This is a genomic window from Kaarinaea lacus, from assembly GCF_975902315.1.
Map to the genome: position 1 here is coordinate 1 of NZ_CDLKIE010000412.1, position 5,574 is coordinate 5,574.

Genomic DNA, 5,574 nt, shown 5'->3' on the forward strand with positions numbered 1-5,574 from the left:
ACTACGCCACATGCCTTTTTTGCAGCGTTAACTGATGTCAATACAAGATTACTAATTGACTGCTTTTAGCTGATTCGTTTTACCCATAAACGCAGCCGCAATATGCATCACTTACTAGTGAAAATTACTGGTCCATATATTCAGGGTAAAACGAATCAGCTAAAAGCAGTCAATTAGTAATCTTGTATTGACATCAGTTAACGCTGCAAAAAAGGCATGTGGCGTAGTTTATTAAATTAAGAGACCGATCTTTCATTACTATATCTGTAAGCAAGTTATTCCCAGAACAACTCCGATCCTAATTTCGCCAATTATTATATTAATACAACGGGTTATAACTCGTTATCTGGCAAAATACTTGCACATTGATGATGAAATATTTGGCCAAACTTCAGGCTGTTGCGCCATTCAAAAACCATTAAGTGATCACAAAAACATGATGCTCATATGATTGATCCGCGCAGTTACCAAATAACAGTGCTTGCTACGTTGTTGGCTTGTGGCATTGTGTTTTTTGATTTTGCACTGCAATATAAAGTAACGATTGCAATAGTAGCAACCGCTCTATTGACTCAGTGGGGATGTACGCGCTTTTGGCAGTTACCTGTATATGATCCGCGTAGCGCGTTGATTTCCAGTTTGTCGCTATGCCTATTGTTGCGGACGGACTGGTTATGGGTGGCTGTAGTAGCTGCATTCGTCACAATCATCAGTAAATTCATTATTCGCGTTAACAACAAGCATATTTTTAATCCCACCAACTTTGGCATTGCCTTTGTATTAATCGTGTTGGGCGATCACGCTTGGGTATCACCGGGACAATGGGGCACAACAGCGCTGTTTGGTTTTTTCCTGGCCTGTATGGGATTGATTGTGGTCTACCGGGCGCAACGTAGCGATATCACCATTGCATTTTTGCTGGCCTACAGCGGAATCGTAATGTTACGCGGGATGTGGCTGGGGGATCCGATGGCAGTGGCTTGGCATCACTTACAAAATGGTGCCTTTTTATTGTTTGCGTTTTTTATGATATCCGATCCTAAAACAACACCCGATGCACGTATCGGTCGGGTATTACATGCCACCGTCGTTGCGATCGTAGCAGCGTATGTCCACTTCGTTTTATATCAACCCAATGGCTTTATCTGGGCGCTGGTGTGTTGCGCACCATTGGTTGCGCTATGGGACAAGTTGTTTAAAGCGGAACGGTATACATGGGAACCAGTTCGAAACCTGAGGAAAATAATATGAAACTAAGAATTGTGGTTACTATCGCTGTCTTGGGTATGGTGTATTGCCAGGCTGCATGGTCATTTTGTGGATTTTATGTCGCCAAAGCGGATACCAAGTTATTTAATAAGGCTTCAAAAGTTGTGTTGGTACGCGATCAAGATCGCACAGTACTGACCATGGCCAATGATTATCAAGGCGATCTTAAGGAATTTGCGATTGTTATTCCTGTGCCAATGGTATTGCAACGTGAGCAAATTCACGTCACAAACAACGCCATTCTTGATCATCTCGATGTGTATTCGGCGCCACGTCTCGTAGAGTATTTTGATCGCGATCCTTGCCAACCAGAACCACTATTTATGCTAAGAGCAGAAAGTGTAACGGATGAGCTTGGAAGTCGATCTTCGGGTGAAAAAGGTCTGGGTGTAACCATTGAAGCAGAATACACCGTTGGTGAATATGACATCGTTATTTTGTCTGCAAAAGAAAGCAGTGGATTGGAAACATGGCTCAAACAAAATGATTACAAAATCCCGAAGGGAGCCAAAGCTGTTTTGGGAAGTTATATTAAACAGGGTATGCGATTTTTTCTCGCTAAGGTGAATTTAGATGAGCAGAGTAAGCTCGGATTTAATTATTTACGACCGCTGCAGATGGCATTTGAATCACCAAAGTTTATGTTGCCGATACGTTTGGGAACAGTAAACGCCAACGGCGAACAAGAGTTGTTTGTATTCGCGATGACGCGTCAAGGTCGTGTTGAGCCCACGAATTATCGCATGGCGAAGTTACCGTCTAATATGGAGGTACCTCTATATGTGAAAACGAAGTTCGCCGAATTTTATCAGGATATGTTTACCGAGCAAGTCCGACGCGAAAACATGCGTACTGTGTTTCTTGAATATGCCTGGGATATGAGTTGGTGCGACCCATGTGCCGCGGATCCGTTGACGGACGATGAATTACGCGAGCTTGGTGTTTTCTGGGTCGAAAAGTATGCTCCACAAGCACGCAGTAAAGCTCAAGCGCGAAATGTCTATATAACACGTATGCATGTGCGATATACCGCGGAGACTTTTCCCGAAGACTTAATGTTTCAAGTAACCAATAACAGGGAAAATTTTCAGGGACGCTATATTATTAATCATCCATGGAAAGGCAAAGCGAAATGTGACAGGGCAGAACAGTATTACTCTCGTTTGGTTCGGCGCCAGGAAAAAGAAGCGAGCAATTTAGCAACGTTAACAGGGTGGAATATAAACGAGATACGCAAGCATATGGCAGTTCTAAAAGCATCTGATGAATCAAAAAAAGATGGGTCGTGGTGGAAATCTTTGTGGAAGGAATGATAGGGGGCAGATCCTTAGCTGTCTTACTTTTTTAACATTTACAAGTTAAGAATGTCTGCTTTAGTACAACGAAAACCACTATGGTCTGCAAAGTCGCCATTTACTGATTGATAATAATAGAAAGATTATAAAAATAATGCTGAAGCAAATCTAATGTCAATTTGCATGCTGAAAGTGATCGGAGGAGCAGGGAAAGTGATTGAACATTGGTCGGAGTGAAAGGATTTGACAATTTTGTCTGGAACAAAATTGGACGTACGAATAACGCCTGTAAGGTGAAAGCCAGGGATGGCTTTCATCAGCCTTCGACCCCCGCCTCCCGAACGCGCTCAAATAGTATATATGAGCAGTAATTTATAATTGAAGTCATTGAGCCGTTGCTACTTTCCATCACACCTATTTCACACTCCATCACCTCAATTCCCCATTGTTCTGACCCAAGAGTGGCCCTTAAACGCAGCGGCAATGCGCATCAGATTTTAACGAAAGTAGAGTGTCTAAATACCTAATATAGGTATTGCGACCGGGTGTACTGGTAACCGACACTCTGCAAAGAATTGGAGATTTCAGTTTCTGGCCGAACGCTGCCATAAGCCAGCGATCAAAATACTATAATCAAAGGCTTACTATCATGAAATCGAATATTTATAATGTGCGTACTTTGCAAGTGTGTGCCACATGCTTTTATGATCAACAGGCCATTATGCTACTTATTTAATGTGATATTATTTCACTAGCGAATTGTACAAATTATTTCCTATATATATAGACAAGATAACAATTCTGTTAGTTAGCTTATCTCTGACATCTTAATAGACGTTCAACAATGCTTGAAGGTGACAAATCGAATGACTCGATTTTGAAACCAGTGTAGACTTGTAAGTTGCTTTATTCTTAATCATTTCTCTCTGGCTAGCATATTCGCCTGGGCGGGATACTAGAACTAATAAATTAAGTATCTAGGGGATTTTTCTCATGTTTTTACGTTTATCTTCTTCGCGCTTTAATTCAGAGCGCAGTTTAAAAGCATTGTTTTTCCTGGTTTTGATTTTGTTGCTTGCTGCATGTAGTAGTGGTGGAGATGATGATAGTGGTGGCGGCAGTGATGTTTACACCATCGGTGGTAGTGTTAGTGGATTAACTGGCATCGGATTGGTTCTTCAGAATAATGGTGCCGACGATCTCGAAATCACAGCGGATGGTGATTTTACTTTTACAACAGCTGTGGCAGATCTGAGTTCTTATACAGTAACAGTATTGACGCAACCAACATCGCCGAATCAAACCTGTATAGTCACCAATGAAACAGGCGATGTAAACAGAATGAACGTGACCACCGTCACAGTGAACTGTACAGATTTCGCAAACCTGTTAGTTGGAACTAACAACCCAGATAAAATACTACGCTTTGATGAAACGACCGGGGATTATATAAATGATTTTGTGACTGAAGCGAGTGGTGGCCTGGATGACCCACTTGGTATTGCTATGGGTCCTGACCGCATGCTATTTGTCAGTAGTCGTAATACCAGCAATGTGCTTCGCTACGACGGCACCACTGGAGCTTTCATCGATATCTTTATACCGGCTGGTACCCAGGGCTTAAGCCTGCCGCATGGGTTGACTATCGGCCCAGATGGAAACCTCTATGTCGTGTATGCGAACAATAACAAGGTAGTTCGGTTTAATGCAACAACAGGGGCGTTTATAGATACGTTTGCTTCCGTGGGATTGAGTGCCCCCACAGCTTTACTCTTTGGGCCCGACGGTAATCTTTACGTTAGTAGCAGTTTTACTAATAAAGTAGTTCGATTCAATGGCACGACGGGAGAATATATCGACGATTTTGTTGTCGCAAATAGCGGTGGATTGAGTAACGCGCAAGGTCTAGCCTTTGGACCAGACGGCAACCTTTACGTTGGGAGTTACAATACCAGCAGCGTACTTCGTTACAATGGAAGTACAGGTGCATTTATTGATGTGTTTGCCTCCGGAAATGGTTTAAATCTGACAGTAGCCGTGGTTTTCGGACCAGATGGAAACCTTTATGTTAGCGGTTCGAATTCAGATAATGTCGTTCGCTACAATGGAACAACCGGCGCGTTCATTGATGAGTTTATACCAGCGGGCAGTGGTGGATTGAATGGCCATCACTATATATTGTTTACTTCTCAATAAATCTTGTTTAATCAAATATGGTTTTATTAAAAGCACTCCTGCAAAAAAGGAGTGCTTTATTAGTACATATAACATCATCATTCACGAATCTTCTATACAGAATAATGTAAAGATAGATTGTCAATTTTTCGTTAAGTTTGGAATTTCGCTTGAAGAAATTTAATGCGAATATAGTGAGAGAGCACTAAATAAGTATTTCGACCGGGTTATACTGATTGCTGACCTTTGTATTTTTACTCTCGATCGTCCTTTTTCTTCCATAGCAGACATTCATAGAATATCCTTCAAACCGGACATTTAAGCTTCAAAAATCCCTGAAAATAAGATTAAATTGAAGTTCCTGTGCCCTGATTTGAAATAGATTGATAATGAGGCGGTCAAAGAATATATTGCTTTAATTACTATCACTTACAGGAGTTTTATTGGGAGTTTACCAAATTAACTGCGCGGACCGGTACAGGTCCATTTGTGGATGTTATACATAATAAAAAAATGGAATCAGACGAATACAACGAGCATGAAGTACTAAAAAATTATGTTCTTGCATATTTTACTAAGTATTTCACACCAACAGAGTCTTTAGGCTTTATGGGCATTGTGACTGAATTAAAGGCACAAAACTTTGGGCCTTTTATGGCTAAGAGAATAAGAGAAGAATGGAAAACAAATACTAACCCTGAAGTTGAGGAGGCACTTAGTCAAGGAAGTGAGAAGTTTCGTGAAACTGTATTCCAGCGTTTAATGTCGGAACATGGGGAAGACATTTTTATAAACCGTTGCCCTAATTGTAATAAGATTGCAAAGACCCCGAGAG

At 41.3% G+C, this 5,574-nt stretch carries 4 protein-coding genes; all 4 read left to right on the plus strand.

The window, feature by feature from the left end; all coding sequences use genetic code 11:
* Window positions 1–447: 447 nt before the first annotated feature.
* Window positions 448–1,251 carry an RnfABCDGE type electron transport complex subunit D gene (locus tag ACWVCM_RS13045; RefSeq protein ID WP_455202195.1) on the plus strand — a complete coding sequence of 268 codons (804 nt, stop codon included), beginning with the start codon at window positions 448–450 and terminating at the stop codon, window positions 1,249–1,251.
* A complete protein-coding gene (locus tag ACWVCM_RS13050) occupies window positions 1,248–2,582 on the plus strand; it encodes a DUF2330 domain-containing protein (RefSeq protein WP_455202196.1) in 1,335 nt (444 codons plus the stop codon). Before ACWVCM_RS13045 ends, ACWVCM_RS13050 begins: the two co-directional genes overlap by 4 nt.
* 975 nt (window positions 2,583–3,557) lie before the next feature.
* A complete protein-coding gene (locus ACWVCM_RS13055; protein ID WP_455202197.1) occupies window positions 3,558–4,760 on the plus strand; it encodes a hypothetical protein in 1,203 nt (400 codons plus the stop codon).
* Window positions 4,761–5,228: 468 nt separating this feature from the next.
* On the plus strand, window positions 5,229–5,574 hold a 346-nt coding region (locus tag ACWVCM_RS13060; RefSeq protein ID WP_455202198.1), incomplete at its 3' end, for a hypothetical protein.

Coding starts and splice junctions, on each gene's coding strand:
- ACWVCM_RS13045 (WP_455202195.1), top strand. CDS start 448: ATGATTGATCCGCGCAGTTACCAAATAACAGTGCTTGCTACGTTGTTG.
- ACWVCM_RS13050 (WP_455202196.1), top strand. CDS start 1,248: ATGAAACTAAGAATTGTGGTTACTATCGCTGTCTTGGGTATGGTGTAT.
- ACWVCM_RS13055 (WP_455202197.1), top strand. CDS start 3,558: ATGTTTTTACGTTTATCTTCTTCGCGCTTTAATTCAGAGCGCAGTTTA.